General features: G+C 67.0%; 23 protein-coding genes and 1 pseudogene. 14 read left to right on the top strand and 10 right to left on the bottom strand.

Features of this window, described 5'->3' with window-relative positions; translation table 11 throughout:
* Positions 1 to 38 precede the first annotated feature (38 nt).
* Positions 39 to 572 (top strand): hypothetical protein, encoded by a 534-nt coding sequence (locus ASF31_RS12935; protein WP_156356055.1) that lies wholly within the window; start codon positions 39 to 41, stop codon positions 570 to 572.
* On the opposite strand, the gene ychF is transcribed toward ASF31_RS12935, so the two are convergent.
* From ychF to ASF31_RS12895, 8 genes are all read right to left on the bottom strand, one after another.
* A complete protein-coding gene (gene ychF, locus ASF31_RS12930; RefSeq protein WP_055755018.1) occupies positions 565 to 1,659 on the bottom strand; it encodes a redox-regulated ATPase YchF in 1,095 nt (364 codons plus the stop codon). The genes ASF31_RS12935 and ychF overlap by 8 nt on opposite strands.
* Positions 1,660 to 1,729: 70 nt before the next feature.
* Positions 1,730 to 2,221, bottom strand: coding sequence for a copper chaperone PCu(A)C (locus ASF31_RS12925; RefSeq protein ID WP_055755017.1), 492 nt, complete (start codon positions 2,219 to 2,221; stop codon positions 1,730 to 1,732).
* 13 nt (positions 2,222 to 2,234) lie between these two features.
* Entirely contained in the window at positions 2,235 to 3,590 is a 1,356-nt protein-coding gene (locus tag ASF31_RS12920) for a PepSY domain-containing protein (RefSeq protein WP_055755016.1), read from the bottom strand.
* Positions 3,590 to 5,671 carry a TonB-dependent receptor domain-containing protein gene (locus tag ASF31_RS12915; RefSeq protein WP_055755015.1) on the bottom strand — a complete coding sequence of 694 codons (2,082 nt, stop codon included), beginning with the start codon at positions 5,669 to 5,671 and terminating at the stop codon, positions 3,590 to 3,592. Before ASF31_RS12915 ends, ASF31_RS12920 begins: the two co-directional genes overlap by 1 nt.
* 67 nt (positions 5,672 to 5,738) lie before the next feature.
* On the bottom strand, positions 5,739 to 6,125 hold the full coding sequence (locus ASF31_RS12910) for a hypothetical protein (RefSeq protein WP_055755014.1): 387 nt from the start codon (positions 6,123 to 6,125) through the stop codon (positions 5,739 to 5,741).
* Between the two features lie 49 nt (positions 6,126 to 6,174).
* Positions 6,175 to 6,783: an aminoacyl-tRNA hydrolase gene (gene pth, locus ASF31_RS12905; RefSeq protein ID WP_055755013.1), complete on the bottom strand. Its 609-nt coding sequence runs from the start codon at positions 6,781 to 6,783 to the stop codon at positions 6,175 to 6,177.
* Between the two features lie 86 nt (positions 6,784 to 6,869).
* Positions 6,870 to 7,502, bottom strand: coding sequence for a 50S ribosomal protein L25/general stress protein Ctc (locus ASF31_RS12900; RefSeq protein ID WP_055755012.1), 633 nt, complete (start codon positions 7,500 to 7,502; stop codon positions 6,870 to 6,872).
* 134 nt (positions 7,503 to 7,636) lie between these two features.
* Positions 7,637 to 9,925 (bottom strand): ATP-binding protein, encoded by a 2,289-nt coding sequence (locus tag ASF31_RS12895; protein WP_082465144.1) that lies wholly within the window; start codon positions 9,923 to 9,925, stop codon positions 7,637 to 7,639.
* Between the two features lie 144 nt (positions 9,926 to 10,069).
* Here ASF31_RS12895 and ASF31_RS12890 point away from each other — a divergent pair, with 144 nt between their 5' ends.
* The 6 genes from ASF31_RS12890 (at position 10,070) to phoB (ending at position 16,730) form a co-directional block, all read left to right on the top strand.
* Positions 10,070 to 11,467 carry an ATP-binding protein gene (locus tag ASF31_RS12890; protein WP_055755011.1) on the top strand — a complete coding sequence of 466 codons (1,398 nt, stop codon included), beginning with the start codon at positions 10,070 to 10,072 and terminating at the stop codon, positions 11,465 to 11,467.
* A gap of 140 nt (positions 11,468 to 11,607) precedes the next feature.
* Positions 11,608 to 13,038: a phosphate ABC transporter permease subunit PstC gene (gene pstC, locus ASF31_RS12885; RefSeq protein WP_055755010.1), complete on the top strand. Its 1,431-nt coding sequence runs from the start codon at positions 11,608 to 11,610 to the stop codon at positions 13,036 to 13,038.
* Positions 13,031 to 14,335, top strand: coding sequence for a phosphate ABC transporter permease PstA (gene pstA / locus ASF31_RS12880; RefSeq protein ID WP_055755009.1), 1,305 nt, complete (start codon positions 13,031 to 13,033; stop codon positions 14,333 to 14,335). Before pstC ends, pstA begins: the two co-directional genes overlap by 8 nt.
* A gap of 4 nt (positions 14,336 to 14,339) precedes the next feature.
* The gene (gene pstB / locus ASF31_RS12875; RefSeq protein WP_055755008.1) at positions 14,340 to 15,287 is read left to right on the top strand and encodes a phosphate ABC transporter ATP-binding protein PstB; all 948 of its coding nucleotides are present in this window, start codon (positions 14,340 to 14,342) and stop codon (positions 15,285 to 15,287) included.
* Between the two features lie 4 nt (positions 15,288 to 15,291).
* Entirely contained in the window at positions 15,292 to 16,017 is a 726-nt protein-coding gene (gene phoU, locus ASF31_RS12870; RefSeq protein WP_017505976.1) for a phosphate signaling complex protein PhoU, read from the top strand.
* 20 nt (positions 16,018 to 16,037) lie between these two features.
* Positions 16,038 to 16,730 (top strand): phosphate regulon transcriptional regulator PhoB, encoded by a 693-nt coding sequence (phoB, locus tag ASF31_RS12865; protein WP_017505977.1) that lies wholly within the window; start codon positions 16,038 to 16,040, stop codon positions 16,728 to 16,730.
* A 37-nt stretch (positions 16,731 to 16,767) separates the two neighbouring features.
* On the opposite strand, the gene ASF31_RS12860 is transcribed toward phoB, so the two are convergent.
* Positions 16,768 to 17,691, bottom strand: coding sequence for an Hsp33 family molecular chaperone (locus tag ASF31_RS12860; protein ID WP_055755007.1), 924 nt, complete (start codon positions 17,689 to 17,691; stop codon positions 16,768 to 16,770).
* Between the two features lie 157 nt (positions 17,692 to 17,848).
* Here ASF31_RS12860 and ASF31_RS12855 point away from each other — a divergent pair, with 157 nt between their 5' ends.
* The 4 genes and pseudogenes from ASF31_RS12855 to ASF31_RS12845 all read left to right on the top strand — a co-directional run bounded on the left by ASF31_RS12855 (position 17,849) and on the right by ASF31_RS12845 (position 22,349).
* Positions 17,849 to 18,418, top strand: a complete 570-nt coding sequence (locus ASF31_RS12855) for a hypothetical protein (RefSeq protein ID WP_235551335.1) — start codon at positions 17,849 to 17,851, stop codon at positions 18,416 to 18,418.
* Positions 18,419 to 18,539: 121 nt separating this feature from the next.
* Positions 18,540 to 19,067 (top strand): annotated as a pseudogene (locus tag ASF31_RS14960) (HAD family hydrolase); the annotation flags it as partial.
* A 120-nt stretch (positions 19,068 to 19,187) separates the two neighbouring features.
* Positions 19,188 to 20,432, top strand: coding sequence for a phosphoglycerate dehydrogenase (serA, locus tag ASF31_RS14865; protein WP_369814643.1), 1,245 nt, complete (start codon positions 19,188 to 19,190; stop codon positions 20,430 to 20,432).
* Positions 20,433 to 20,546: 114 nt separating this feature from the next.
* Entirely contained in the window at positions 20,547 to 22,349 is a 1,803-nt protein-coding gene (locus tag ASF31_RS12845; RefSeq protein ID WP_055755004.1) for an autotransporter domain-containing esterase, read from the top strand.
* A 22-nt stretch (positions 22,350 to 22,371) separates the two neighbouring features.
* On the opposite strand, the gene ASF31_RS12840 is transcribed toward ASF31_RS12845, so the two are convergent.
* Positions 22,372 to 22,935 (bottom strand): GGDEF domain-containing protein, encoded by a 564-nt coding sequence (locus ASF31_RS12840; protein WP_055755003.1) that lies wholly within the window; start codon positions 22,933 to 22,935, stop codon positions 22,372 to 22,374.
* 183 nt (positions 22,936 to 23,118) lie between these two features.
* On the opposite strand from ASF31_RS12840, the gene purE reads away from it, so the two are divergent.
* Genes purE through ASF31_RS12825 form a run of 3 tightly spaced genes read left to right on the top strand, consistent with a single transcriptional unit; the run spans position 23,119 to position 24,960 of the window.
* Positions 23,119 to 23,610, top strand: coding sequence for a 5-(carboxyamino)imidazole ribonucleotide mutase (gene purE / locus ASF31_RS12835; RefSeq protein ID WP_055755002.1), 492 nt, complete (start codon positions 23,119 to 23,121; stop codon positions 23,608 to 23,610).
* Positions 23,611 to 24,693: a 5-(carboxyamino)imidazole ribonucleotide synthase gene (locus ASF31_RS12830; RefSeq protein ID WP_055755001.1), complete on the top strand. Its 1,083-nt coding sequence runs from the start codon at positions 23,611 to 23,613 to the stop codon at positions 24,691 to 24,693.
* A 42-nt stretch (positions 24,694 to 24,735) separates the two neighbouring features.
* Positions 24,736 to 24,960: a hypothetical protein gene (locus ASF31_RS12825; protein ID WP_055755000.1), complete on the top strand. Its 225-nt coding sequence runs from the start codon at positions 24,736 to 24,738 to the stop codon at positions 24,958 to 24,960.
* Position 24,961 lies beyond the last annotated feature (1 nt).

Genomic DNA, 24,961 nt, shown 5'->3' with positions numbered 1-24,961 from the left:
GGATTGAACCCGAACCTTGGCCGTGGCGTTGTGGCGGGATGAAAACAGCCTTGATCCCGATGGCGGGTGCGATCGCCCTTCTGGCCGCCTGCGGCGATCACGAGGTCAATCCGCCGAACGAACCGGCGGCGCCCCTGCGCACGCCCGAGGCCATGCAGCCGGTCGAACCGCCGGGCCCGTCGTCTCTGGCCGGGCGGGGGCCGCGCAGTTTCGTGGGCGTTTGGGCGGCGAACCCGCAATGGTGCGCCCGGCCCCAGGGCGAACGCAGCCCGATCACCCTGACGCCGCTGCGCTTCGACGCCTATGGCCGTAACTGCGACATCGCCAGCATCGACGAGACGGGTTCCGGCTATGTCGCAGTGCTGCGATGTGCGGGCCGGCCTCAGACCGAGCGGGTGCACATGGGCACGAGCGGCGACGTGATGAACCTGACCTATGTCGATCAGGACATGAAGACGGTGAAACTGGCGCGCTGCCCCGGTTCGCCGCGCGCGCCCGATCCCGCCAATCCGCTGGAAAAGATGATGAAGAAGGACGGGGCCGAAACCCCGTCCGCCGCGCCGCCTAGTTGAACAGGAAGTTCATCACGTCGCCGTCCTTGACGACATAGGACTTGCCTTCAGCGCGCAGCTTGCCGGCCTCGCGGGCCTTGGCTTCTCCGCGCAGAGCGACAAAGTCGTCGAAAGCGATGGTCTCGGCGCGGATGAAGCCCTTTTCGAAGTCGGTGTGGATCACGCCGGCCGCCTGGGGCGCGGTGTCGCCGACATTGATGGTCCAGGCGCGGGCTTCCTTGGGCCCGACCGTGAAATAGGTCTGCAGGCCGAGCAGCTTATAGGCCTCGCGGATCAGACGGTTCAGGCCAGGCTCTTCCAGACCCAGGGTCTCCAGGAACTCCTTCTGTTCCTCGTCGTCCAGCACGGCGATCTCGGACTCGATCTGGGCCGAGATGACGACCGAGTTAGCGTTGTCGGCGGCAGCGCGAGCCGCGACCTTGTCGGACAGGTCGTTGCCCTTGTCGGCCGAGCCTTCCTCGACGTTCGAGACATAGAGGGCAGGCAGCGCCGTCAACAGTTGCAACATGTGCCAGGCCTTGATGTCCTCCTTGGACACCTCGGCGGTGCGCGCGGGCTTGCCGGCGTTCAGCTGGGCCAAGGCCAGATCGACCAGCTTCAGCGTCAGGACGGATTCCTTGTCGCCGCCCTTGGCGCGCTTCTCGAGCTGCGGCCGGCGACGCTCCAGGCTTTCCATGTCGGCCAGCATAAGCTCGGTCTCGATGATCTCCAGATCGGCGATCGGATCGATGCGGTCCTCAACGTGGGTGATGTCGTCATCGACGAAGCAGCGGGCGACGAAGGCCACGGCGTCGCAGTCGCGGATGTTGGCCAGGAACTGGTTGCCCAGGCCTTCGCCCTTGGACGCGCCGCGCACCAGACCGGCGACGTCGACGAAGGTGATGCGGGCCGGGATGATCTCTTTCGAACCGGCGATCTCGGCCAGGGCGTTCAGACGCGCCTCGGGCACCGCCACATCGCCGGTGTTCGGCTCGATGGTGCAGAACGGATAGTTGGCCGCCTGGGCCGCCGCCGTCTTGGTCAGGGCGTTGAACAGGGTGGACTTGCCGACGTTGGGCAGGCCGACGATCGCGACTTTAAGAGCCATGGTATTCCTCGTGAGGCGCGAGCCTTTAGCGGGTTCAGAGCCGTTTGTCAGGCTCGCGCTTCAACTGAGGTCAGTGGGCGGCGTGATCCATGCCTTCCATGGCCGGTTGGCGAACCTGCGCCTGAACCGTGATCGCCGGCGCCGACGCGAACTGGAAAGTCAGCGGCACAGTCTCGCCGGCAACCATAGGCGCGGTCAGCCCGATCAGCATCAGATGGTTGCCGCCCGGCGCCAAGGCCACGGCCTGACCGGCGGGCAGGGGCAGGCCCGCCGTCAGCTCGGCCATCTTCATCATGCCGTTCTCGGTCTTCATCTCGTGGACCTGAAGCGATGCGGCGCGCGGCGTCGATCCGCCCATCAGCCGGTCGTCGCTCGCGGCGGTCAGGGTGACGTAGCAGCCGCCGGCCTTGGCCCCATTCGGCGACGGGCGGCACCAGGCGTCGGTTGCGGTCACGGCGTCGGTCGCGGTCGGCGTCTGAGCGGCGGGCGCCTTGGCCGGCTCGGACGGATTGCAGGCCGCCAGCGACAGGGCGGCGGCGGCAAGGGCGAGTTTGGTCTTCATGGCGTCGGGTCTTTCACGAGGCGGCGGGACGGCGCCGGATCATCGGACGCAGGGCTCGGTCGAGCAATACGGCCGCGATCAGGCTCAGTCCCGTCAGGGGATAGAGGATGGCGAGGGGCAGGACGATGCCGAGCACAGCGGCGCGCGCTCGCGGTCCCGGCGGGGCGGGCGGGGCGCCCAGGCGTCGGCGCGACAGATTGGGCGGGCGGCGCTTCCACCACATGACCAGGCCGCTGATCGCCAACAGCCACACGCCGATGCAGCCCAGCAGCATGACGATGCGGTTCGCCTGTCCGAACTGCGTGCCCTGGTGCGTATAGATGCCGAACTCGATGGCCTTGGCGCCGACGCCGAACTGGTCATAGCCAATGTCGCCCAGCAGCCGCCCGGAGGCCGCATCGACGTAGAGCGACCGGCTGTCCTGAACCCGTGTCGCCTGGGTCGTCAGCGTATAGGCGGTGTCATCGGCCTTGGGGATGTTCACCGTGTAGGGGCGCGCCAGGCTGGCCTGATCCGCGACCCGCAGAACCTGCGCCAGGCCGCCATGGCCGGCGTGGTCGTGGGTCATCACCATGCCCTCCATGGTCCAGCCGGCCCCGACCGGCGCATCGTGGTGCTGCGCCTTCTGCCAGGCGCCGGCGACGGGTGCGGGCGGCCGCCCCAGCCCCGTCTCCTTGACCGCGCCCATGACCTTGTCGCCCCAAACCGCGGACCACGGCATGCCGGTCACGGCCAGAAACAGCACCACTCCGCCGACATAGAAGCCCGTTAGCCCATGCAAGTCGCGCCAGAACGGTCGTCGGCGGCTGTCTGTCGTCTGCGGTGCAAAGGTCGCGACGCCCCGCGCGCGCGGCCACCACAGATAAAGCCCTGTGGCGAACAGGATGATCGTCCAGCCGGCGACGATCTCGACCATGATGTTGAACGGCCGCCCCAGCAGGGTCAAGCTGTGCGTCTTCTTGACCAGCTCCATGAACCCGCCGGCCGGAATGACGCCGGTAGCCCGGCCGGTGTGCGGATCGACGAAGACCGTCTTCTGCACCCCATCGGGCCGATCGACCCTGATCCGGATCGCCTGATCGTCACGCGCGGGCATGACCAGATTGGCGACGCGCCCCCCGCCTGCGGCTTGGGCGGCCGAAGCCACCCACGCATCCGGCGCCGCTTGGGTCTTAACGGCCGGCACACGGATCATGTCGCGATACAGAAAGCCGTCGATTTCGTCCTTAAACAGATAGAGTCCCCCCGTCAGGGCCAGCAGCATCAGCACCGGCATGACGAAGACGCCGGCATAGAAGTGCCAGCGCCAGACCGAGCGATAGGCGCCGGACAGATCGTCCGGCGTCGTCTTGTCGAGATTGCGCGCCATCAGTAGCTCATCCTGACGCCGACATAGGCCGAACGTCCGTCGCCGGGGAAGAAGACGGCCTTGGACACGGTAGCCACCCGGGCGTCCGTGACCGCGCCGAAATTCGACACATAGGCTTCGTCGAACAGGTTGCGTACATCGGCGAACACCGTCAGTCGGCGATTGACGGTCCAGCCCATATTCAGGTTCGCGACGGCGTAGGACGGCGACTTCAGAGTGTTGGCGTAGTCGACCCAGGCGTTTTTGATCGACCATTCCACGCTGGGCGCGATGAACCAGCCAGCCGGATCGTCGTAGCGAAGCTCTGCGCGATACAGATGCGGCGGCACGACCGGCAGATGGCTGTCGCCATAGACCTTGTCCCCGTCGAAATAGAAGTCGGAGAAGGCGTAGGTCTGGCGCAGCCGCCACTCCGGCGCGATCCGCCAATCCAGCCCTGCCTCGATCCCCTGGTGGATGGTCGGTCCCGCGTTGAAGTTCGCGGCCGGTATGCCAAGGGCGGCATTTACAGCAAAGTTCAGCAGTTCGTGTTTCAGATCGGCGCGATAGGCGGTCACGTCCCACGTCAGCGGTCCCCGCCGACCCCGCGTGCCGACTTCCCAGGTCACGGCCTCTTGCGGAACGAGGGGCTGATAGCCGCCGGCGGTTGGCGACAAGGCCGAGAAGTTGGGCGGCTCGATCGAGCGGGTGACGTTGGCGAAGACCTGGGCGCCGTCCTCGCTCTCCCACAACAGGCCGGCGCGAGGCGCGAACCAGTCGAAGATCTTGTCGGTGGTCAGATCGATCGTGCCGACGACGTTGGGGACGAGATAGCTCTGATAGTCCCGCTCGGCGCGCCCCCAGGTTCCACCGGCCACCAGCGCCAGGCGATCGGTCACGAACAGCCGCCCCTCGCCGAAGACATCCAGCCCCTTGCCGTTCTGGAAGCTGCGGGCGCGTAAACCGTTCTGCTGTCCGCCGACATTGACCCACTGTTTGGCGTCCAGATCACCCTGTCGATACCAGGCGCCATAGAAGGCGTCGGCGCGCAGCCCGCCGATCCGGCCCTGCCAATCGAACCGGCCGAAGGCGCCGTAGTTGCGGCTCTGTTGGTCGATGACCTGGAAGATAGGATGGTCCAGATCCTTCCAGGTTCCATAGAGAGCGCCCTCGAACACCGTTGCGTCGTCCAGCCTCCAGCGGGTCTGCAAAGTGGTGCGAAGCGAGCGCATATTGCGCTGATAGTTGAGGGCGATATTGGCAGGATTGGCCGCCTCGGGATTTGTCAGGGCGTCGGACAGACTGACGCTGCCCGGAATTTCCTGATGGATGTCGCCCCACGAGGCCAACAGGCGAACTTCGCGATCCTGCCCAAAGCTGCGCCCGATGTTGCCCGACAGGTTCAGCGCCTTGCCTTCGCTCTGTTGGCGCCAGCCATCGACGCTCTGACCCGTGACGGCGGCGAAACCGTCCCAGTCGCCGCGAACGCCCGCGACCTCGGCATGGGCGCGCACGGTTCCGTAAGAGCCGCCGTCCAGGCGCAGGTTCAGGTTGGACGAGGCCATGCGCCCCGTCGGCGTAACCAGATTGACCGCTCCGCCCAGCAGGGCTCCGCCGAACCGCAGCGCATTCCCGCCCTTGTAGACCTCGGTGTAGCGGGCGATCAGCGGGTCGATAAGCTGGAAGTCACCGAACCCATCGGCCTCGTTGAACGGCACGCCGTCCTGAGCCAGCAGAACGCCTCGGTTGTGGACGGCATTGCCTATGCCCGATCCGCGAATCGACAGGCGAATGTCGCCGCCCCACTTCTTTTGGGCATAGACGCCAGGCGCATCGCGCAGCACGTCGGCGAGATTGGTCGCATACCGGTCGGCATAGGATTCGGCTGAAATGACAGCAACGGCGCCCGGCGTGCGTGACAGCCGCTGTCGCGCGTCTGCGACGATGGGCGGATCCTCGGCGTTGCGGCGGCCGGTGACGATGACGCTGTCCAGCAAAGCCGGTTCGGGCGTCTGCTGGGCCAGGACGGGGCTCGTCCAACCGGCGTTGGAGAGGGCGGCGAGCAGCAGCGCGCAGGGCGCTGCGGTAGTCTTGAAGGACATGGATTGAACCTGAAATCAGAACGAGACGGCGCGCGGGCGCTGGGGCCGGCGCGGGCTTGGGTCTGGTTCAGGCTTGGGGTGGGGCGGTGGACGGCGGACGCGGCGGCGCGCGCGCCGGCGGCGGCGGGCTGACGCTGGCGGCGATATAGACGACGCGCTCGACAGTGCGGACCACCGGCGCCGGCTGGGGCGCAGGCGGGCAGGGCAGGGCGGCGGCCAACGGCATGACGCAGGCGGCGCATTTGGCCCCGACGTGCTTGTTGACCGGGCCGTCCATGCCGCCGGACTGGATCGTCTGGGGGCCTTCCGCCGAACAGATGACCAGCGGATGACCCGGCTGGACCGCCGCGAGAGCCGCGAACGGCAGCAGGGTTCCGAGCACGAGCGCGAACACCGCCGCCAGGAAGGCGAGCGATTGCGAGATCGACCAATTGTCGGCCTGGGCGCGGGTCACGTCTGGCCTCTACGGCGTTTTGCGACGGCGCGATAGGCGGCGGTTTGTCCTAAAGCTCGCCGCGCGCGGCCTGGCGGGGGCTGAACTTGGGCGCGGGGGCTAGGCGCATGACCTCGCCCTGATAGCGTTCGTCGTCGCCGGCGATCGCGAACGGCAGGGCGTCGGCGCAGGCCTGAAGCATGGCGTCCAACCAAGGCTGTTCCGCCTTGTGGAAGTCGCCCAGAACATGGGGCATGACCAGTTCCTTTTCGCCGGGATGGCCGATGCCCATGCGCGCACGTCGGAAGTCGGCGCCCAGATGACTGATCAGGGAGCGGATGCCGTTCTGGCCGGCCGCGCCGCCGCCGGTCTTCATGCGGAACCGCCCGGGGGCCAGGTCGATCTCGTCGTGGAAGACGATGATTTCGCTCGGCTTGATCTTGTAGAATCGCGCCGCCTCGCCGACCGCCCGACCGCTTTCATTCATATAGGTCTGGGGCTTCATCAGAAGGACCTTGGTCCCGTCGACCAGACCCTCGCTGACGATCGACTGGAACTTTGCGCGCTCGGGACCGAACTGCCACCGGCGCGCGATCTCGTCGGCGGCCATGAAGCCGATGTTGTGCCGGTTCTTTTCGTATTTCCCGCCCGGATTGCCGAGCCCCGCGATGATGATCATGGCGTCCTCTTGCCGTTTGCGTCAGGCAAAGAAAAGCCCCGCACGGCGAACCGGGCGGGGCGTGATCTTGTCGAAGCGACGAAGGATCAGTCTTCGGTCTTCTCGGCCGGGGCGGCCTCGGCCTCGGCGGCTTCGTCAGCAGCTTCTGACAGGGCGGCCGACGAGATCTTGACCGTGGCGATCACGAAGTCGCGGTCGGTGATGGTGGCTTCCGCGCCCTTGGGCAGCTTGATGTCCGAGATGCGGATGGTGTCGCCGATTTCGGCCTTGGCCAGATCGACAACCAGCTCTTCCGGGATCTGGTCGGCGCGGACCAGGATCTCGACGGCGTGACGGACGATCTCCAGCGAGCCGCCCTGACGCGAGTAGGGCGCTTCATCGGCGTTCAGGAAGTGCACCGGCACTTCGATCTTGACCGGAGCCTTCTCATCGACGCGCATCAGGTCGAAGTGCAGGGGGCGGTCCGAAACGGGGTCGAACTGCACGTCCTTGGCGATGACCGGCTGGGTCTCGTCGCCGTACTTCAGGGTCACCAGATGGCCCAGCAGCTTGCCGGTGTAGAGCGACTTGCGGAAGTCCTTCTCGTTCACCGAAATGGCGACGGGGGCTTGCTCGCCGCCGTAAAGGACGCCCGGCACGAAACCGGCGCGACGCGCAGCGCGAGCGCCGCCGGTGCCGACGCCATCGCGGACGTCCACGTTCAGAATGATCTCGGCCATGTGGCTCGCCTCAACAACAACGGAAACGCCGCGCCAACCCGGGGCTCTCGCGGCGGGGGTGATGAACCCTCGAATTCAAGAGCGCGGGCTATTACACGCATCAGGTCCAAGGCGCAACCGTCAAAGGTTCCGCTTCACGCCGCCCGCGCGCGATCCTTCAGCAGCGACGTCGGCGCCGCGACGATGCCCAGCAGTTCGGCGGCGTTGAACGGCTTGGCCAGGTGGTGGTCGGCCCCGGCCGCGCGTCCGGCGGCGACGTGCTCTGGCATGGCGTTGGCGGTCAGCATGACGATCGGCGTGCGATCTAGGCCCATCGTCGCCTCGTGCAGGCGAATCTCCTGAGTCGCCGTCAGCCCGTCCATGATAGGCATCTGCATGTCCATCAGCACCAGGTCGAAGGTGTCGGCCCGGAAACTTTCCAGCGCTTGGGCGCCGTTCTCGGCGATCACGATCTGCGTGGGCGTCTGCGCCAGAATCAGTTCGATGACACGGCGGTTGGTCGGATGGTCGTCGGCGACCAGCACGCGGATCGTCCGCGCCTGCTCCACGACGGCGGGTTGGGCCGGCGCTGGTTCTTTGCGCGACGGGGCCTGGGTCTGTCTCAGCGGCAAAGTCAGGATGAAGGCCGCGCCGCCGCCGGGTTCGCTCTCGCAGCCCAGGTCGCCGCCCATCATCTCGGCCAGCTGACGACAGATGGACAGGCCAAGACCCGAGCCGCCGAACTTGCGGGTGATGCCGCCGTCGGCCTGTTCGAACCGGCTGAACAGGCGCGCCCGCGTCGCGGCGTCGAAGCCGATGCCGCTGTCCTCGACGGTGAAGCGCAGCACGGGCGAGCCCTCGCGGTCCGCGCCACGCTGCACGATCAGGCCGACGAATCCCTTGCTGGTGAACTTGACGGCGTTCGAGATCAGATTGGTCAGCACCTGCTTCAGGCGCACCGCATCGCCCAGGATCCAGACGTCGTCCTCCAGATCGATATCGACGTGGAAGTCGAGATGCTTCTCACGCGCGTTCTCGGCGTAGAGCTGAGCCGCCTCGCGCACGACCGTCGCCAGTTCGAAGGCGTCTTCGGTCAGCTCCAGCTTGCCCGATTCGACGCGAGCCAGATCCAGGATGTCGCTCAGCAGGGTCTGCAGCGTCTTTCCCGACGCCTGCATCAGATCCAGCATCTCACGCTGTTCAGCCGTCAGATCGGTCTTGGCCAGGGCCTGGGACAGGCCGATCACACCATTCAACGGCGTGCGGATCTCATGGCTCATGTTGGCCAGAAACTGGCTCTTGGCGACATTGGCGGCCTCGGCCGCGTCACGCGCTTCGGACAGGGCCTCGGCGTCGCGCTTCAGATCGGTGATGTCGTTGCAGACCGTGACGGTTCCGCCCTCGGATGTGCGGCGATCCTGAATACGCAGCCAACGCCCGCCGGCGACCTGCTGCTCGCTGTTCGAGGACAGCTGACGACGCGCCTGCATGCGCTCGTTCAGCCATTCCTCTTCGCGACCCGCCGCCTCCTGATAGCGACCTTCGTCGATGCCGATGCGCAAGGCCTCTCGGAAGGTCAGGCCGACGACCAGATGCGGCTCGAGCTCGGGGTTCACCTCGGCATAGCGGGCATTCCAAAGCACCAGCCGATCCTTGGAATCATAGAAGCCCAGGCCGTCAGGCATGGCGTCCACCGCCTCGCGGATACGGCGCAGCGCGGTGGCGCGCGAAATATAGGCCATCATGCCGAGCACGCCGGCGGCCGTGCAGATCATCAGCAGAATGGCGGCCAGCAGCAATCGCATCGCCTCGCTGGACAGCCCCTGGTCGGCGGCGACGGTTGGGTCCGGCGTCACCGTGATGGCCGCCATGCCGATGAAATGAAGAACGATGACGGTCGCGGAGAGTCCCGTCGTCGTCGCCAGCAGGCGCAGCAGGCCGCCTCGACGATAGAAGAAGGCCGTCGCACCGCCGATCGCCAGGGCCGCGATGATGGACAGGGCGACTAGGCCGGGATCCCAGCTGATGTGCGCGGGCGCCTTGATAGCGGCCATACCGAGGTAATGCATGGCTCCGACGCCGGCGACGGCGATCACCGCGGCAAGCACGCGCCACATGCGGCCCTTGCCCATCAACGTCGAGCCAATCGTCAGGCCGATCATGGCCAGTGCGATCCCCAGGGAGGCGACCGTCAGGAAAGGATTGTAACGCACCGGCACGCCAGCCACGAACCCCTGCATGGCCACGAAATGGGTCGCCCAGATCGACAAGGCCCCGATCATGACGGCCAGCAGGACCGAGCGGCGGCGTCGATTGGGGTCGCGTCGGCCCATCTGCTGCATGACGTGGGTGGAGACGCCCAGACCGGCCATGCAGATCAACGCAGCGAACACCGTAATCCGCCAGTCGTGATCGTGCGCAATGCAATGGATGATGCGGTCCACGAGGCCTCCCCTTGGGTGTACGATAGGCGACAATCCTAAAGAAACCGTGCGGCGAAGCTTATGGGCGCCTCAGGCTGTCGGCACGCCGTCACAGAATCCGTGCAAGGATCGGAATCGTTCTTCAGTTCGAGGTCGCCCGGACCCATGCCTTACGAAGTCTCGCCATCGCCTGTCGCTCCGGTATCCACCTCGCGGCTGTGGACGGTCGGCGCCAGCATTGGCATCGCCATCGTGACCCTGCTCGTGCTGGCGATCCTGCATCCCGAACTCGCGAACTGGCTGGTCGGCGGGGCGGTGATCGTGGCGGCCTCGGCCTGGCTGTTGAACATGAGCGAGGCGAGCAGGGCTGAGCCGGCGGCCAATCAAGGCACTGCGACCGAGCCCGCCATCGACATGGTGACGGGCGATCTTCTCGACCGGGTGTTCGAGGCGCTGGACGATCCGGTGCTGGTGGTCAGCGGCGGCGAGCCGGATGACATCGCCGGGCGACGCATCGTCATGGCGAACGCGGCCGCACGCGAACTTCTTCGCATCCAGCGTCAGGGCGCCTTGTTGGTCCAAGTGATCCGCGAACCGGGCGTGCTAGAGGCTGTGGACGAGGCCCTGTTCGGCGGGACGGCGCGCACAACGGATTATGCGACGGGCGGTCAGCGCGACCGACGCTGGCGCGCCTGGACCCGTCCGCTCTCACTCGAAACGTCCGGGAAGGCCGGGTCGGAACTGGCCCTGCTGATCCTGCGCGACGAAACGGACTCGCGCCGCATCGAGATGATGCGCGTGGACTTCCTGGCCAACGCCAGCCACGAACTGCGCACGCCCTTGGCCTCGCTCAGCGGTTTCATCGAGACGTTGAAAGGCCACGCACGTGAGGATGTGGTCGCGCGGGACCGCTTCCTGGACATTATGTCGGCCCAGGCGGACCGGATGGGGCGGCTGGTCGCGGATCTGCTGTCGCTCAGCCGGATCGAACTGAACGAGCATATTCCGCCGTCCGGCCGCGTCGATCTGGACCGCGCCGCCTCCGACGTGGTCGACGCCATCAGCGTTCTGACGCGCGAAAAGGAGATCGCCATCGCGTTGGATCAGGGGGAGGCGAGGGCGTCGATCAGCGGCGATCGGGACGAGATATTGCAGGTGGTGCAGAACCTGCTCGACAACGCCGTCAAATATTCGTTACGCAACGGCACGGTCGAAATTTCGGTGCGTTCGGACCTGTCGTTCGACGAGGCCTGGGCCTCGCGCATGCCTGGTGCGACACGACTGCCGCTGGTCACGCCCGATCGCACGGCGGGCGTCTCCTATGCCGCCGTCACGGTGCGCGATCATGGGCCCGGCATGGCGCGCGAACACCTGCCCCGCCTGACCGAGCGCTTCTATCGGGTCGAGGGTCAAAAGAGCGGCGAGCGGCAGGGGACGGGGCTGGGTCTGGCGATCGTCAAACACATCATCAACCGTCACCAAGGCGGTCTGGTGGTCGAAAGCGCGCCCGGCATGGGCGCGGCCTTCACCGCCTGGTTCCCCCAGCCGGTCGAGCGACGCTGAGGGCGCGACGGACGGTCGCTGTCACCCAACTGTCATCGACCCGTCGTAATCCGCTGACCATTCGCAGGCAGTAGTCGCGCCGCGTTGGTCCCGATGTTCAGGACCGTCGTCGATTCGCGCACGGCGCTTCGGACTTCTGAATGATCTGGATTTATCTGCTGATCCTCGTCGCCTTGAGTGCGGCCGCCTTCTTGGGCGGACGCACGTTGGCGCGTCGTCGTGCGATCGGCGCAAAGCCCCATTCCCGCCCCGGCCAGCACGGCGCCTATGCCCTGATCTGGGTCGCCGCACCGGCTCTTCTGGTTCTGATCCTGGCCTCGGTCTTCGCCGCCCCGCTTCAGCGTCAGCTGACCGCCGTCGGCACGCCTGATGCGGTCGCGGCGCTGGAGCCGTTCCGCCGCGACGCCTTCTTCGCCGACGCCCACCGCGTGGGTCGCGGAGAGGCCGCGCTGCAGATCTGGGAACGCCCGCTGGCCGAACAGCTGCCGGTCGAGGCGCGCCGCATGGTTCGCATCGAACGCACCCTGTCGTGGGGCGGCGGCGTCGCCGCCATTCTGGCCGCCATCCTGGGCGGCCTGTTCGCCCTGACGCAGATCAAGCCTCAGACGCGCGCCCGCAACCGGGTCGAGGGCTGGATCTACGGCGCCCTGTTCGTCTGCTCGGCCATCGCCGTCCTGACGACCCTCGGCATCATCGCCTCCCTGGCCTTCGACAGCTTCCGCTTCTTCCAGAAGGTGCCGGTTCTCGACTTCCTGTTCGGCACCCAATGGAGCCCGCAGATCGCCATCCGCGCCGATCAGGTCGGGTCGTCGGGCGCCTTCGGGGCCGTGCCGCTGTTCGCCGGCACCCTGCTGATCATGGTCATCGCCATGTGCGTCGCTGCGCCCATCGGCCTGCTATCGGCTATCTATCTGTCGGAATACGCCGGCCGCACGACCCGCGCGGTGATCAAGCCGCTGCTGGAGATTCTCGCCGGCGTGCCGACCGTCGTTTACGGCTTCTTCGCCGCCCTGACCGTCGGGCCGTTGCTGAGGGTCTTCTTCAACGAGATCGGCCTCTTCCTGATCGGCGGACCGCTGGACGGGCTGGGCCAATACCTGGCCCTGGTTCAGAACCAGATGGCCCTGACGGCCGGCGCGGTGATGGGCATCATGCTGATCCCGTTCGTGTCGTCCTTGTCCGACGACATCCTGAACGCCGTGCCCCAGTCGCTGCGTGACGGCTCGTTCGCCATGGGCGCGACCAAGTCCGAGACGGTGAAACGGGTTCTGCTGCCCGCCGCGCTGCCGGGCATCGCCGGCGCCTTGCTGCTGGCGGTGTCGCGCGCCATCGGCGAGACCATGATCGTGACCATGGCCGCGGGCCTGGCCGCCAACCTGACCTTCAATCCGCTGGACACCGTCACCACGGTCACCGTGCAGATCGTGACCCTGTTGACCGGCGACCAGGAGTTCAACAGCGCCAAGACCCTGTCCGCCTTCGGCCTGGGCCTGACCCTGTTTCTGGTCACCCTGATGCTGAACATCATCGCCCACCGGATCGTGCAGACCTATCGGGAACAATATGACTGACGCGACCCCCGATCAGATCGACGGCGCGGCCGCCAAGGGACGTCTAGACCGCCTGCGGGCCGGTCTGAAGCGTCGCCATGCCAAGGAAACGCGTTTCAAATGGTATGGCCGCCTGGCCATCGCGGCCGCCATGCTGTTCCTGGCCGTGCTGCTGGTCCGCATCGTCGAGCAGGGCCACACCGCCTTCTACACCCACACCGTCACCGTGCCGGTCTTCATGGACCCGGCGCGCGTGGACCGCGCCTATCCGCAGGGCTCCAATTTCGAGCAACTGGCCGCCGAGCAGCAGCTGGCCCGCATGGGCATTCAGGACGACGCGGCCGGGACGAAGGCCGCGCAGATGAAGCGGTTGTTCTCGTCGGAGCTGAAGTTCGTCGCCGCCGATCTGGTCGCCAAGCGCAGCGAAGTCATCGGCGAGACCGTACCCCTAGCCGTGCCGCTGTCCGATGACGCCGATCTGTATCTGAAGGGCGAAATCTCCAGGGAGACGCCCGAAGATCAGCGCCGCCTGACCGACCAGCAGATCGCCTGGCTGGACCGGATGCAGACCGAAGGCGTGATCGGCTCGCACTTCAACACGGCTCTGTTCAACAACGGCGATTCGACGCAGCCGGAACTGGCGGGCGTCCTGGGCGCCGTGGTCGGTTCGGCCCTGATGCTGATGGTCACGGCCCTGATCGCCATTCCGCTGGGCGTCGGCGCGGCCATCTGGCTGGAAGAGTTCGCGCCGAAGAATAAGCTGACCGACATCATCGAGGTCAACATCAACAACCTCGCGGCCGTGCCGTCGATCGTTTACGGCCTGTTGGGTCTGGCCCTGTTCATCAACTGGATGCATCTGCCGCGCGCCAGCCCCATCGTCGGCGGCCTGGTCCTGGCGCTGATGGCCCTGCCGACCCTGGTCATCGCCACCCGTTCGGCGCTGAAGGCCGTGCCCCCGTCGATCCGCGAGGCCGCCCTGGCCATGGGCGCATCCAAGACCCAGACGGTGTTCAGCCACGTCCTGCCGCTGGCCATGCCCGGCGTCATGACCGGCGCCATCATCTCGATGGCCCACGCCCTGGGCGAGACCGCGCCGCTACTGCTGATCGGCATGGTCAGCTTCGTGCCGGGCGTGCCGCACGCCATCGACCAGCCGGTCGGCGCGCTGCCCTCGCTGATCTACATCTGGGAGAACGCCTCGGAGCGGGCCTTCCACGAACGCACCGCTGCGGCGATCATCGTCCTGCTGGTCTTCATGATCATCATGAACGCGGCGGCCATTATCCTGAGGCGGCGCTTCGAGCGTCGGTGGTAAGAGAATGAAATTCCGTATTTTCCGCTCCGCCGAGGACCAGGCCGGCGCCGGCTCGGTCGATCCGACCGAAGCGCCGCGCATGGGCGGTCAGGTCCTGCCCGAAATCGTCCTGTCCAAGGGCGCAGCCGCCGAACCGCGCGTCGAGGACGCCACGCCCCGGTCTGGCCCCGCCGTGGTCGATAGCCCGCCCGTCGGTCCGATCAAGATCGCCGCGCGCGACGTCTCGGTCTTCTATGAGGGCAAACAGGCGCTCTACGACGTCTCGTTGGACATCCCTGACAAGACCGTCACGGCCCTGATCGGCCCGTCGGGCTGCGGCAAGTCCACCTTCCTGCGGACCATGAACCGCATGAACGACACTATCGCCGGGGCCAAGGTCACGGGCCGCATCGCCATGGACGGCGAGGACATCAACGACCGTTCCATCGACCCGGTGCTGCTGCGCGCCCGCGTCGGTATGGTGTTCCAGCGTCCGAATCCCTTCCCGAAATCGATCTACGAAAACGTCGCCTACGGACCCAAAATCCACGGCCTGGTGTCGTCCAAGGCCGAGATGGACGAGGTCGTTGAAAAGGCGCTGAAGCGCGCTGGCCTGTGGGAAGAGGTCGCTGACCGCCTGCAATCGTCGGCCATGGGTCTGTCAGGCGGCCAGCAGCAGCGTCTGGTCATCGCCCGCGCCATCGCCGTAAACCCCGAAGTCATCCTGATGGACGAGCCCTGTTCGGCGCTGGACCCCATCGCCACGGCGCGGATCGAGGAGCTGATCGACGAACTGCGCGAGCGGTTCTGCATCGTCATTGTCACCCACTCGATGGCCCAGGCCGCGCGCGTGTCGCAACGCACCGCCTTCTTCCACATGGGTCGTCTGGTCGAGACCGGGGATACGGAAGACATCTTCCAGAATCCGCGCGAACGGCGCACGCTCGACTACATCACGGGACGCTTCGGCTAATCCGATGAACCAGCACACCGTCAAAGCCTATGGCGACGAACTGAACCAGATCACGGCCGAGATCGCTCGCATGGGCGGCCTGGCCGAGGCCCAGGTCGCGGACGCCATCGACTCCGTCGCCCGGCGCGACATCGCCCTGGCCCGCGCCGTGGTCGAACGCGATCTGAAGCTGGACGCCCTGCACCGCGATATCGAGAAGAAGGCGATCCGCCTGATCGCCTTGCGTCAGCCGGTCGCCAGCGACCTGCGCCGCACCTTGGGCGCCATGAAGATCGCCACCGATCTGGAGCGCACAGGCGACCTCGCCAAGAACATCGCCAAGCGCGCGCTGATCCTGGCCGAAGCCCAGCCGATGCAGCCCCTGACCCGTTCGATCGAGCGAATGGGACGGCTGGTCTCGACCCGCCTGCGCGATGTGCTGGACGCCTATACGGCCTCTGAGCTCGATCGCGCCGTCGCCGTCTGGCAGACCGACGACGAGGTCGACGAGCACTACAACGCCCTGTTCCGCGAACTGCTGACCTACATGATGGGCGATCCGCGCACGATCGGCGCCTGCACCCATCTGCTCTTCATGGCCAAGAACCTGGAGCGGATCGGCGACCACGCGACCAATATCGCCGAGACCGTCCATTACGAGATCACGGGCGAGGACATCGTGGGCGAACGCCCGCGCGCCCAGCCCACGGCTGAGGATTCCGATCCGACGCCAAACCTTTCGACGCACTGACCCGAGACCGGAGACCCGACGTGCAGCCCTATATCCTTGTGATGGAAGACGAGGACGCGCTGGCGACCCTTCTTCAGTACAATCTCGAAAAGGAAGGCTACGACGTCGCCGTCGCCGCCGACGGCGAGGAGGGCATGCTCCAGATCGACGAGCGTCTGCCCGATCTGGTGCTGCTGGACTGGATGCTGCCCAAGCTGTCGGGCATCGAGGTCTGCCGTCGCATTCGCGGCAAGGCCGAGACCCGCAACCTGCCGATCATCATGCTGACAGCGCGCGGCGAGGAGAGCGACCGGGTTCGCGGTCTGGACACCGGCGCCGACGACTATCTGACCAAGCCCTTTTCGATGGTCGAGCTGATCGCCCGCATCCGCGCCGTCCTGCGCCGCATCCGTCCGGGTCTGGCCGACGACCGCCTGAACCACGGCGACATCGTTGTCGATCGCGTCTCGCACCGGGTGAAGCGCAACGGCAAGGAGGTACATCTGGGCCCGACCGAGTTCCGTTTGCTGGATCACTTCATGCAGCATCCCGGACGGGTGTTCAGCCGCGAGCAGCTGCTGGACGCGGTCTGGGGCTCGGACGTCTATGTCGAGGCCCGCACCGTCGACGTCCACGTCGGGCGCCTGCGCAAGGCCCTCGCCATCGCCGACGAAAGCGCCAATCCTATCCGCACGGTCCGCTCGGCTGGCTATTCGCTGGATCTGGAAGGCTAAAAGAAGAAGGGCGGCTCTCGGAGCCGCCCTTTGCAATTCAAATCTGCTCTGCGACGACCTCGTCGGGGTCCAGCGCATAGACCGTGGCGCAGTATTCGCAGGTGACGCGGATCTTGCCGTCGTCCTCCAACATGTCGGCGCGTTCGGCGGGATCGAACGAGGCCAGGACCGAGGCGATCCGTTCGCGCGAGCAACGGCAAACGGCCGTCAGTTCTCGCGCGCCCTCCAGCCGCACGCCGTCTTCGTGGAACAGGCGGAACAGCAGCGTCTCGGGCGAGATCGTCGGATCGACCAGTTCGTCATCGCCCAGCGTGCCGAACAGGGCCCGCGTGCGGTCCCAGACCTCTTCGGTTGAACCGCGCGCCTCGTCGCCGGCGATGATCTGGATCATCGCCCCGCCGGCGCGCCACTGCGATCCGGCCTCGGTCTGAACCTGGCCGACGGCCAGGCGCACCTTGGTCGGCACCTGTTCCGACTGCTGGAAATAGTGTTCGGCCGCCAGCGACAGGCTCTCGCCCTCGATCGGCGTGATCCCCTGGGTGCGCTCGAAGTCGGGGCCCCGATCCAGCGTCATGATGAAGACGCCCTGGCCCAGCAGCGATCGGGCGCCGGGACGGGCGAAGCCCTGCGACGCCTCGGCCACCTCGGCCTCGTCGTAGCGGCAATAGCCGCGCAGTGAGCCGTCGGTGCCGTAGTCGGCGACGACGTAGCGCACGGGGCCGTCGCCCTGGGCCTGGACTAGCAGGCGACCCTCGAACTTCAGGCTGGAACCGATCAGGGCGGCCAGTGCGCAGGCCTCGCCCAACAGGGCGGCGACCGGCTCGGGATAGGCGTGGGCGGCCAGGATCTTGTCGATGGTCGCGCCCAGGCGAACCAGGCGACCGCGCACGGGCCAGCCTTCGATCTGGAAGGCGGCGGCCAGATCGTCGGAAACGGGAATGTTGGGCGCGTGATCGGTCACGGCGAGGTCCTTTGGGGCGTCATTTCGGGATCGCGGCTATGTAGGCGCCCGCAGGCGGCTTGATAAGGGGGCTAATCCGCCCGGTCTGGGGGAGGGCGACGGAACCGATTTCGGCGCGGATCGCTCTTTTGGCTCAAGCGGAGCCGTCGCTCCGTTCATGACGCCAATAACTGAAGAGGTTCCGCCGATGATCCGCGACATCGATCCGATCGAAGAGATTCGCAAACACCCCGGCATCACCGCCGGCAGCCTCCTCGCAGTCGCGCTCGGCGCTGTCGCCGTTGTCTATCTGACGCAACGCAGCGGCCCCACCCGTTACCAGCGCATCAAGTCGCGTATCGACCCGCGCGGCTGGGTCGATACGTCCGAACTGCGCGACCGTTTCCACGACGCCGTCGACGCCTTCCGCCACCGGGCCGAGGATGTCGGTGAACGCGCCGGCGCGCTTTCGCGCGACGCCCGCCACCGCGCCGCAGACACCGCCTATGACGTGCGCGATCGCGCCGACGACTGGTTCCGTTCGGCCCGCAAGGATGGCAAGAAGGCGCTGAAGAAGCATGGCAAGACGGCGCGCCGCTATGCTGACGACGCCGGTCAATATGCGCGTGACCACGCCCGCGAAGGCGGCGCCCTTCTGGCGGTGGCGACCATCGCCGCAGCCGTCGGCGCAGCGGTTCTCGAAAGCCGTCGTCCCGACAGCCACGTGCGTCGCATCGCCCGCTTCTGACATTTTCGTGTCGCCCGCCCGGTGAAAATCGCGGCGGGCGGCAAACTTTTAGCGCATCTGCCCACAGTGAGCAGCATCGCTCGGCTTTGCCGCAGGCGCGAAGGCCGCTAAGACGCCGCCCATGAGCGCGCGCCCCACCCTGATCTTCGACTTCGATTCGACCCTGGTCGATTTCGAGACCCTTGAGGCCTTGGCCGACATCGCCCTGGCGGACGCGCTGGGCGCATCCGATACGCGCGCCCAGATCGCCGCCTTGACAGATCAGGCCATGGCTGGAGAGATCGAATTCGGCGAGGCTTTGCGCCGCCGTCTGGCGCTGTTGCCGCTGACCCGCGCCCATGTCGCCGCCCTGGCCCAGAGCGCGTCGGACCACCTGACGGCCTCGGTGCGGCGCAATCTGAATTTCTTCCAGCAGAACAAGGGCAAGGTCGTCATCCTCTCCGGCGGCTTCCGCGAGGTGATTGCGCCCGTCGCCGAAGAACTCGGCGTCTCTCCCGATCGCGTGCTGTGCAACGATCTGGTCTATGACGCGGACGACCGCGTGATCGGCGTGGACGACGCCAACCCTTTGTCGCACGCCAATGGCAAGCCGACCGCCATTCACGGCCTGAACCTGTCGGGTCGCGTCGTCATGGTAGGCGACGGCTGGAACGACGCCGAGGTCAAGATCGCGGGCGCCGCCGACGCTTTCTACGCCTTCACCGAGGTCGTGCGCCGCGCGCCGGTGGTCCAGGTCGCCGACGCTGAGGCCGCGTCGCTCGACGAGGTGCTGCATGCCGAAGGCCTTGTCGGCCGCTGGTCCTTCCCGCGCAGCCGAATGAAGATGTTGCTCTTGGAAAACATCCACCCCGCCGCCGTCGAGCGGCTGGAAGAGGCGGGCTATTCGGTCGAAACCCAGAAGGGCGCGCTGGACGAGGACGATCTGATCGCGGCCATCAAGGGCGTCCATGTCCTGGGCATCCGTTCCAAGACCACGGTCAGCCGCCGCGTGCTGGAACAGGCCGACCGCCTGATGGCCGTCGCGGCCTTCTGCATCGGCACCAACCAGATCGACCTGGACGCGGCCTCGGATCACGGGGTGGCGGTGTTCAACGCCCCCTATTCGAACACCCGCTCGGTGGTCGAGCTGGCCATCGGCCTGATGATCGTCCTGATGCGCGACGTGGCGGACAAGTCCTCGGCCATGCACGTCGGCAAGTGGAACAAGTCCGCCACCGGCTCAAAGGAACTGCGCGGCAAGACCCTGGGCATCGTCGGCTACGGCGCGATCGGCAGCCAGCTGTCGGTCCTGGCCGAAAACCTGGGTATGCGGGTGCTGTTCTATGACCTGTCCGAGCGCCTGGCCCTGGGCAATGCGCGCCGCATGCGCTCGCTGGACGCGCTTCTGGCCGAAAGCGACGTAGTCACCCTGCATGTCGATGGCCGCAAAGAGAACGCCAACATCTTCGGCGCGGCCCAGTTCGGCCGGATGAAGGAAGGCGCGTTGTTCCTGAACCTGGCGCGCGGCCATGTGGTCGATGTCGGCGCCCTGTCCCAGGCGATCGGCTCTGGCCGGGTCGCCGGCGCCGCCGTTGATGTCTTCCCCGAAGAGCCGCGCACCAACGCCGACCCCTTCGAGAGCCCGCTTCAGGGCCTGCCCAATATGATCCTGACGCCGCATATCGGCGGCTCGACCGAAGAGGCGCAGGAGGCCATCGCCGAGTTCGCGGCCGAGCGCCTGCTGGGCTATTTGAATCGGGGCGACACGACCTTCAGCGTCAACCTGCCCAACGTCCAGCTCTCCGACGTTTCGGGTGCGCACCGCATCCTGCACATCCACAGGAACCAGCCGGGCGTGCTGGCCGAACTGAACCGCGCCCTGGCCTCGGCGGGCCTGAACATACTAGGCCAGCACCTGAAAACGGACGAGCGCACGGGCTATGTCATCACCGACGTGGATCGCGACTACGATCCAGAGGCGCTGCGCGAACTCAAGACGGTGCCGGGCACGCTGAAGTTCCGCACGTTGCAGTGATACGTCGCTCGCAAATATCTTCTCAAAGCTGACCTCGCGGCATCTTGCGCTCTGCGCGAACTGGCGCATCCTCACGTCGAACGGCCGCGCAACGACGGCTGCGGGAGGAATTTCATGTCACGCTTCATCACCGGCGGCGCCGTCGCCGCTCTGGCGCTCGCCGCCTGCGCCTTTGCCGGCTCGGCCTCGGCCCAGACCTACAACCGTCTCGTCGTCTTCGGCGACAGCCTCAGCGACAACGGCAACCTGTTTCTGATCTCGGGCGGGACCCAGCCTCCGTCGCCGCCCTATGCGCGCCGTTTCTCGAACGGGCCGACCTTCGTCGAACTGCTGGGCTTCAACGCCGCCAACTTCAACGGTTCGGTCACGGGCAGCATCAACTACGCCTTTGGCGGCTCGCGCACCGACGCCTCGGCGGGCGTGCCGTTCGGCATGCTGAACCAGCTGTCGCGCTACACCGCCGCGGGCGGCCGCTTCAGCTCGACTGATCTGGTCAGCGTCCTGGGCGGCGCCAACGACATCTTCCAGGGTCTGCCCGCCGCCGGCGCTTCCGCCAGCCCGGTCGCCGCCATCACTCCGGTCGCAACCACGGCCGCCGCCAACATCAACAGCCTGGTCAACACCGTGGCGGGCGCGGGGGCCGGGACCATCCTGGTCACCAACCTGCCCAAGCTCAGCCTGACGCCTCAGTTCCGCGGCACGACCGCCGCGCCTCTGGCCGACTTCGCCGTCACCACCTTCAACACGGCGCTTCAGACCAATCTGACCGCCACGGCCGCCGCCCGCCCAGGCAGCAACATCATCATGATGGACCTGTTCAAGATCGGTGACACCCTGGCCGGCAATCCGGGCCTGTTCGGCATCACCAACATCACCCAGCCCTGCTTCAACGGCGTGACGGTCTGCACGAACCCGGACAGCTACTTCTACTTCGACGGCGTCCACCCGACCGCAGCGGGCCATCGGATCATCGCCCAACTGGCGACCGACTACCTCTACTATGGCGACATCGGCGCTCAATCGACCTTGCAGGGCGAGACGGCCTATCGTCACCGCGAGGATGCTTTGGACGCCGCCGGCGAGGCCCTGTCGGGTCGCCAGCCGTGGGAGGCCGGCGTGTCCGTCACAACTTCGGCCCTGATCGACAGCGTCGACACCGACGCGCGCGGCTCGGTCACCAGCTCGTCCAGCGACGGCTGGGGCGCCCGTATCGCGCTTGAGGCCGGCCCCTCGGCCAACTGGCGCTTCGGTCTGGCCGGCACGGCGCGCAACACCGACGTCGAAAGCCAGGCGCTGCAGTTCAACGTCGAAAGCTTCGGCCTGGACGTCTATGGCGGCTGGCGCTCGGGCGATGTCTTCGTCAACGCCGCCGTCGGCGTGGCGCGCGACAACATCGACGACATCGAACGCACCACCAGCCTGGCGCCGATCGTCCACACCGCCGAAACCCGCGCCCTCAGCAGCGGCGCGCGTCTGCAGGGCGGCATGTGGTTCGACATGGGCGGCGTCGCCCTGTCGCCCCGTGCGGCCCTCGCCTACGTGTCCAGCGACGTGGACGGCTATTACGAACAGGGCGTCGGCGCCCAGTATCAGTACGGCGATCGCACCGTGAAGGCCCTGACCGGCGAGGTCGCCCTGCGCGCCGAAGCGGAAATGGGTGGGTTCGGCCTGTTCGCCGAAGGGGGCTACCGCGACGCCCTGGACGACAGCTCCGATCCGGTGCGCGTCGGTCTCTACAACAACCCGGCCCAGGTGCTGTCGCGCGAGATCGACGATCCGTTCGGCGGTCAGTTCCTGGCCTCCGCCGGCGTCGAGGGGTCGGTCGGCCCGGTCAAGGTGACGGTCGGCTATCGCGGCCGCTTCGGCGACCACGCCGACAGCCACATGGGCGGCATTCAGCTGAAACTGCCGCTTTAAGCGGCAGGGGCGGGAAGGGGCCTCAGCGCCCCTTCTTCCTCACCCACATTGCGGCGTCGGCCTCGGTCAGCCAGACCTCGGCGTCGGTATGGCCGTCCCAGGCGCGCACCCCGAACGAGCCGCCCAGTTCGGTCTTCTGGCCGTCCCAGACGAAGCCTTCGGTCTTCAGCGCGTCGGCCAGCTGACGCGCCTTGGCCCGGCCCTCTTCATAGCCCGCGTGCAACATCAGCAGGGCGAACTCGTCTCCGCCCAGCCGGCCGACTGCGTCCGACTCGCGCAGATTGGCCAGGAACAGCTCCGCCACCGCGACCAGGGCCGCATCGCCGGCCGCATGGCCCAGGCTGTCGTTGACGCTCTTGAAGCCGTCCATGTCCAGATACAGCAGCACCGCCGGCACCCCGTGCCGCTGGCAATAGGCCATGGTCCGCTGCATCGCCGTGATGAAGCCGCGCCGGTTCAGGGCGGGGGTCAGCACATCGTGGTCGGCGGCGGCCTCTGCGGCCGCGGCGCGCGTCTTCCACGCTTCCAGCTCGACGCGCAGGCGCGCGATCTCGGCGGTCAGGTCGTGTTCGGCCACGTCGGTCACGGCGCAGGGTTGGCTCCGAAGGCGCGACTCAGTCTGCGTCGCGCGGTCGAACGATGGTAGAGCGTGATCCGCCGACATTGAAGGCCGACATTACGGGCCGACACGGCTGAAATCACGGTGTTGCGGTTGCGGGCGTCACCCGCGTGCTGTAACCGGCGCCTTTCCGCGAGGGGCCTTGCAGACATGGCGACTTCCGAAACCCCGGTGGCGATCATCATGGGCAGCCGGTCCGACTGGCCGACCATGAAGCTGGCCGCCGATCGCCTGGATCAACTGGGCGTCGCCTGGGACGCCAAGGTCGTCAGCGCCCACCGCACGCCCCAGCGTCTGGTCGATTTCGCCACGGGCGCCAAGGCCGCCGGATACAAGGTCATCATCGCCGGGGCAGGGGGCGCCGCCCATCTGCCGGGCATGGCCGCCTCCATGACCGAATTGCCGGTGCTGGGCGTGCCGGTCCAGTCCAAGGCGCTGAAGGGCATGGATAGCCTGCTGTCGATCGTTCAGATGCCGGCCGGCGTTCCGGTCGCCACCCTGGCCATCGGCGAGGCGGGGGCCGCCAACGCCGGCATCCTGGCCGCCCAGATACTGGCCCTGTCGGACGAGGGGTTGGCCGGACGCCTGGCCGCCTTCCGCGCCGCCCAGACCGAATCCGTCGCAGAAACCGTCGAGGACTGAGTGCCTGATCTTCCGCTTCCCCCCGGTTCGACCCTCGGCATCATCGGCGGAGGCCAGCTGGGCCGGATGCTGAGCCAGGCCGCATCGCGCCTGGGCTTCGACGTCGTGATCCTGGACCCCGAGGCCGACAGCCCGGCCGGCCGGGTTTCGGCGCGCCAGATCGTCGCCGCCTATGACGACCCCAAGGCCCTGTCGGCGCTGGGCCGCGCCGCCGATGTCGTCACCTTCGAGTTCGAGAACGTGCCGGCCGAATCCATCGAGCGTCTGGCCGAGGCCGGCGCCCTGGTCGCGCCGGGGCCGACCGCGCTGCGCGTGTCGCAGGACCGGGTGGACGAAAAGGCCTTCCTGAACGCCGTGGGCGCCCCGACGGTCGCCTTCGCCGTCATCGACACGCTGGACGACCTGGTCGTCGGCCTGACCGAACTGGGCCTGCCCGCCCTGCTGAAGACCCGCCGCGAAGGCTATGACGGCAAGGGCCAGGTCTGGATCCACGCCATCGAGGACGCGCCCGCCGCCCTGGAAAGCCTGGGCGGTCGCCCCGCGATTCTGGAGGCCAAGGCGACCTTCGTGCGCGAACTGTCGGTCATCGCCGCCCGCGACTGGGACGGTCATATGGCGGTCTATCCGCTGGGTGAGAACCGGCACGAAGGCGGCGTTCTGCGCACCACCCTGGCCCCCGCCGCCGTGGACGAGAAGACGCAGGTTCGCGCCCGCGCCATCGCCGAGGCGATCCTGGACGGGCTGGACTACGTCGGCGTTCTGGGCGTCGAACTGTTCGACCTCGGAGACGACGTGCTTCTGGTCAACGAGATCGCCCCGCGCGTTCACAACACCGGCCACTGGACCCAGGACGGCTGCGTTTGCGACCAGTTCGAACAGCATATCCGCGCCGTCGCCGGCTGGCCGCTCGGCCCCACGACGGCCCACGCCCGCATCGAAATGACCAATCTGCTGGGCGACGAAGTCGAGGACTGGCGCAAGCTGTCGGCCAAGTCCGACGAACGCCTGCACCTCTACGGCAAGGCCGAGGCGCGCCCCGGCCGCAAGATGGCGCATGTGAACCGGGTGCTGGGTGCCAGCTGATATTTGAGTTGCGCTGAACGCAACTTGCGTCATGGTTGATCCATGTCGCTGTCGCTCACCGTGTCACTCCTGCTCCTGCTGGTCACCTCCGCTGCTGGAGTGATCAGCGCACTCAGTCTCCGTCGATCGCCGCGTTTCGGCGCGCTCGGCGCGTCTTTGGCCGCGGCCGCTCTGGCCTTAATTGTCGCCGGTGTGGATCTTGGTGGGCGCTTGGGAAAAGACGCCGCCGAGCATGATAATCGATCTGAAATCACCAAGAGCGTCTGAA

The sequence above is a fragment of the Brevundimonas sp. Leaf280 genome (assembly GCF_001422455.1).
Classification (GTDB): domain Bacteria; phylum Pseudomonadota; class Alphaproteobacteria; order Caulobacterales; family Caulobacteraceae; genus Brevundimonas.
This window is presented reverse-complemented; position numbering and strand designations above follow the sequence as displayed.